Source organism: Pseudomonas sp. K5002, from assembly GCF_013386655.1.
GTDB lineage: Bacteria > Pseudomonadota > Gammaproteobacteria > Pseudomonadales > Pseudomonadaceae > Aquipseudomonas.
The window spans coordinates 1-4,687 of sequence record NZ_JACARK010000723.1 but is presented as its reverse complement, the minus strand read 5'-3'; the positions used below and the strand labels follow the sequence as shown (position 1 = coordinate 4,687).

Below are 4,687 nucleotides of genomic sequence, written 5' to 3'. Positions count from 1 at the left end.
CGGCGCGATGATGGTGCCGGTGGGGCGCCTGGCGGTGCTGCGTGCTACCGAGAAAAAAGACCTGGTGCGGGCGATTTCATTCATCACCTGGCCCGGCCTGGTGGCGCCGATACTCGGGCCGCCGGTGGGCGGGTTTATCGTTACCCACGCGTCCTGGCCGTGGATTTTCTACCTCAACCTGCCGCTGGGCCTGCTGGCGCTGATTGCCACGCTGGTACTGATCCCCAAACACGACGAGGTCACGTCCCGCTCATTCGATTTCAGCGGCTTCCTGCTGGTGGGTGTCGCCAGCGCGGCGCTGTTGTACGGCGTGGAACTGCTCGGGCAAAGCCGTGGCAGCTTGTTGCAGGGCCTGTTACTCAGCGCTGCAGGCGTGATGCTCGGTGCCTTTGCCTGGCGCCATATGCGCCGGCATGCCCAGCCGTTACTGGCGTTGGGTGTGGTGAGCGTGCGCACCTTCAGTGTGTGCCTGTGCGGCGGGTCGATTTTCCGGGTGGCCATCAGCACCTTGCCGTTCCTGCTGCCGCTGATGTTTCAACTGGCGTTCGGCCTTTCTGCATTCGATGCGGGGTTGCTGGTGCTCGCGGTATTTGCCGGCAACCTGGCGATGAAGCCGTTCACCACGGCGGTGATGCAGCGCTGGGGCTTTCGCTCGGTGCTGATGATCAACGGCATCCTTGGCGTGCTCGCGATTGCGGCCTGTGCGCTGCTGGACGAGCGCATGAGCTGGGCGCTGATCCTGTTCATTCTGTTCGTGGGTGGCCTGTCACGCTCCATGCAGTTCACCTTGTTCAACACCCTGGGGTTCGCTGATATACCCAAGGCGCAGATGAGCGACGCCTCAACCTTGTTCAGCATGTTCTTCCAGCTGAGCATGGCCATGGGCGTGGCGATTGGCGCGCTGTTGTTACGTTTTGCCATGAATTTTCACGGCAATACCGGGCAGGCCGCCACCGCCGATTTCCAGCTGACGTTTCTTCTAGTGGCGGTGATCGCCGGCGTGGCGCTGCTGGATAACCTGCGGCTGCCGCCCCGGGCCGGTGAGTCGGTTTTGCAGCGAAAGTGAACCCACGATACCTTCGGGGTATGAAGCAACACCTATTGAATATTGGACGGCTTGCGTCCCCCGCATCACTCTGCGGTGAAGTACATACGCAGGGCCCATAACAATAAAAGGCGCAACCATGACCGTGCTATTGAGTGAGCGCAGCCAGATTTTCGACCGTGCAGATGCCTATGCCGTGTCCGACTACGTCAACCAGCATGTCGGCAGCCACTGCATCCGCCTGCCGCCCAAGGGCCGCCCGCAGGCAAGCATCAGCCACCGGACCTTTTCCAGCCTGGACCTGTGCCGCATCAGCTACGGCGCGCCGGTGCGGGTGACCTCGGTGGCGCTGGAAACCATCTACCACCTGCAGATCCTGCTGCACGGCCACTGCCGCTCGAGCTCCCGTGGCGAAGAACAGGTGTTGGGCCCCGGCGAAGTGCTGCTGATCAACCCGGATGACCCGGTAGACCTGACCTATTCCGCCGACTGCGAAAAATTCATCGTCAAGGTGCCCGTGCGCCTGCTGGAAAACGCCTGCCTTGAGCAGCGCTGGACGTTGCCGCAGCCGGGCATCCGTTTTGCGGCGCCGCGCCACGCACTTGCCGAAATGGGTGGGTTCCTGCAATTGCTGGGGCTGATCTGCCATGAGGCCGAAAACGCCGCCGAACCCGAAGTGCAGGGCCTGTACGAGCGCATTGTGGCGAACAAGCTGTTGGCGCTGCTGGCCAGCAACGTCCTGCGGGTGATTCCGCGACCGGATCAGGGTGGGGGCTTTGAAGCCGTGCGTCAGTTCATCGAGGAGCACCTGGCCGACGACATCAGCGTCGAACAACTGATGACCATCGCCAGGGTCAGCGAGCGTTCGTTGTATACCTTGTTTGAACGCCAGGTCGGCCTGTCTCCCCGTGACTACATGCGCCAGCGCAAGCTGGAGCGGGTGCACGCCATGCTGCAACTGGCCACGGCGCGCAGCGTGACGGAGGTGGCGCTGGATCATGGGTTTGTGCATTTGGGGCGGTTCTCCGAGGCCTATCGCAAACGCTTTGGCGAGCTGCCTTCGCAAACCTGGAAGCGCCGGCTCGCGCCAGGCGGATAACGAATTGCAGTCAGCGGATATTGAGGGGTAGGGCAAGCACATAAGGTGGGGGGGCCTGATACAAGAACAACCGAGGGCCTACCCCATGATCAGCACATTCGACCGACTCGCCCGACAATTGCGCGACTCTGTCCAGGAAGATCCCGCCACCGGGGTGTTCCGCTGCCGCCGCGACATCTTCACCGACCCCGACCTGTTTGCCCTGGAAATGAAGCACATTTTCGAAGGCGGTTGGGTCTACCTGGCGCACGAAAGCCAGGTGCCGGAGATCAACGACTACTTCACCACTTGGATCGGCCGCCAGCCCGTGGTCATCACCCGTGACAAACACGGCACGCTGCACGGCCTGGTCAACGCCTGCGCCCACCGTGGCGCGATGCTCTGCCGCCGTAAACAAGGCAACAAAGGCTCGTTTACCTGCCCGTTCCACGGCTGGACCTTCAGCAACGCCGGCAAGCTGCTCAAAGTGAAGGACGCCAAGACCGGCGCCTACCCCGACAGCTTCGACTGTGACGGCTCCCACGACTTGAAACGCCTTGGTCGCTTCGAAAACTATCGCGGCTTCCTGTTCGGCAGCCTCAGCGAGACGGTGCCGGAGCTGAGCGACTACCTGGGTGAGACCCGGGTGATCATCGACCAGATGGTCGACCAGGCCCCGCTGGGGCTGGAGGTGCTGCGGGGCAGTTCGTCATATGTGTATGACGGCAACTGGAAGCTGCAGATCGAAAACGGCGCCGACGGTTATCACGTCAGCTCCGTGCACTGGAACTACTCGGCGACCATGGGCCGGCGCAATTACGAAGCCGAAGGCACGCGCACCGTGGATGCCAATGGCTGGTCGAAAAGCCTGGGCGGCGTGTACGCCTACGAGCATGGCCATATCCTGCTGTGGACGCGCCTGCTCAACCCCGAAGTGCGTCCGGTGCATGCCCATCGCGAGGCGCTGGCCGAGCGCCTGGGCCAGGAACGCGCCGATTTTATCGTCGACCAAACCCGCAACCTGTGCCTCTACCCGAATGTGTACCTGATGGACCAGTTCTCCACGCAGATCCGCGTGGTGCGGCCAATCGCGGTCGACAAGACCGAAGTCACGATCTATTGCATGGCGCCCAAGGGCGAAAGTGCCGAGGAACGCACCACGCGCATCCGCCAGTACGAAGATTTCTTCAACGTCAGCGGCATGGGTACACCGGACGATCTGGAAGAGTTCCGCGCCTGCCAGACCGGCTACCAGGGTGCGACCACCTTGTGGAATGACCTCAGCCGCGGCGCCAAACAGTGGGTCGAAGGCCCTGACGAAAACGCCCGGGCCATGGGCATGAATCCGCAGCTCAGTGGCGTCAAGACCGAGGACGAAGGCCTGTTCGTGCGCCAGCACGCCCACTGGGCCCAGAGCCTGCAACGCGCTATCGAACGGGAGCAGCAAGGCTTGATCGCGACGGACAAGGAGGTGCTGGCATGAGTGCTTCCCGTGACCGCCTGTTGGACTTTCTGTACCGCGAAGCCCGCCTGCTGGATGACCGCCAGTGGGATGAGTGGCTCGAATGCTATTCACCCAAGGTCGAGTACTGGATGCCGGCCTGGGACGACCACGACACGCTGACCGAAGACCCCCAGAGCGAAATCTCGCTGATCTATTACCCCAGCCGCGACGGCCTGGAAGACCGGGTGTTCCGGATCAAGACCGAACGCTCCAGCGCCAGCACCCCGGAGCCGCGCACCGCGCACCTGATCACCAACCTCGAAGTGCTGGCCGACGACGGGCAGCACGTGGAGTTGCGTTTCAACTGGCAAACCCTCAGCCATCGCTACAAGACCACGGATACGTACTTCGGTACCTCGTTCTATCGCCTCGATATCCGCGCCGAACAGCCGCTGATCACGCGCAAGAAGGTGGTGCTGAAAAACGACTACATCCATCAGGTCATCGATATCTACCACATCTGAGGACACGCCCATGACGTACTCCATTGCCCTGAACTTCGAGGACGGGGTAACCCGTTTCATCGACTGCAAGGTGGGTGAAAAGGTCCTCGACGCGGCCTTTCGCCAACGTATCAACCTGCCCATGGACTGCTCCGACGGTGTGTGCGGCACCTGCAAATGCCGCTGTGAAACCGGCGCCTATGATTTGGGCGACGACTACATCGAAGACGCCCTGAGCGAGGATGAAGCCGGCGAACGCCAGGTGCTCACCTGCCAGATGGTGCCGCAGTCGGACTGCGTGATTGCCGTGCCGGTGCCTTCCGGTGCCTGCAAGACCGGCACCGCGCAATTTGCCGCGACGGTGGCGAGCATTACCCGGCATGCCGATGCAGCATTGGAAGTCAGCTTCGAACTGGATCAGGCGCCGGTGTTCCTGCCGGGGCAATACGTGAATATCGGCGTCCCCGACAGTGGGCAGACCCGCGCGTATTCCTTCAGCAGTCGCCCTGGCGACAAACGCGCGAGCTTTTTGATCAAGCATGTGCCCGGCGGGTTGATGAGTGGCTGGCTGGAGCGTGCCCAGCCGGGCGACGCGGTGCCGATGACCGGGCCGCTGG

The 4,687-nt window shown here is 62.3% G+C and carries 5 protein-coding genes; all 5 read left to right on the top strand.

From position 1 onward, the window contains the following. A partial coding sequence (locus tag HX846_RS27125) for an MFS transporter (RefSeq protein WP_178966465.1) occupies positions 1 to 1,066 on the top strand: 1,066 nt, incomplete at its 5' end. A gap of 118 nt (positions 1,067 to 1,184) precedes the next feature. Further along, positions 1,185 to 2,144: an AraC family transcriptional regulator gene (locus HX846_RS27120; protein ID WP_178966464.1), complete on the top strand. Its 960-nt coding sequence runs from the start codon at positions 1,185 to 1,187 to the stop codon at positions 2,142 to 2,144. 85 nt (positions 2,145 to 2,229) lie between these two features. Next, entirely contained in the window at positions 2,230 to 3,606 is a 1,377-nt protein-coding gene (locus tag HX846_RS27115) for a Rieske 2Fe-2S domain-containing protein (RefSeq protein ID WP_003210841.1), read from the top strand. Further along, entirely contained in the window at positions 3,603 to 4,091 is a 489-nt protein-coding gene (gene benB / locus HX846_RS27110; protein ID WP_008433833.1) for a benzoate 1,2-dioxygenase small subunit, read from the top strand. The genes HX846_RS27115 and benB overlap by 4 nt, the downstream gene beginning before the upstream one ends. A 10-nt stretch (positions 4,092 to 4,101) precedes the next feature. Then, positions 4,102 to 4,687, top strand: a 586-nt coding sequence (locus HX846_RS27105) for a 2Fe-2S iron-sulfur cluster-binding protein (protein WP_178966463.1), incomplete at its 3' end; no start/stop codon positions are given.

Bases quoted from the DNA above. Each gene is read 5' to 3' on its own strand.
- HX846_RS27115 (WP_003210841.1), top strand. From the start codon at position 2,230: ATGATCAGCACATTCGACCGACTCGCCCGACAATTGCGCGACTCTGTC.
- benB (WP_008433833.1), top strand. From the start codon at position 3,603: ATGAGTGCTTCCCGTGACCGCCTGTTGGACTTTCTGTACCGCGAAGCC.
- HX846_RS27120 (WP_178966464.1), top strand. From the start codon at position 1,185: ATGACCGTGCTATTGAGTGAGCGCAGCCAGATTTTCGACCGTGCAGAT.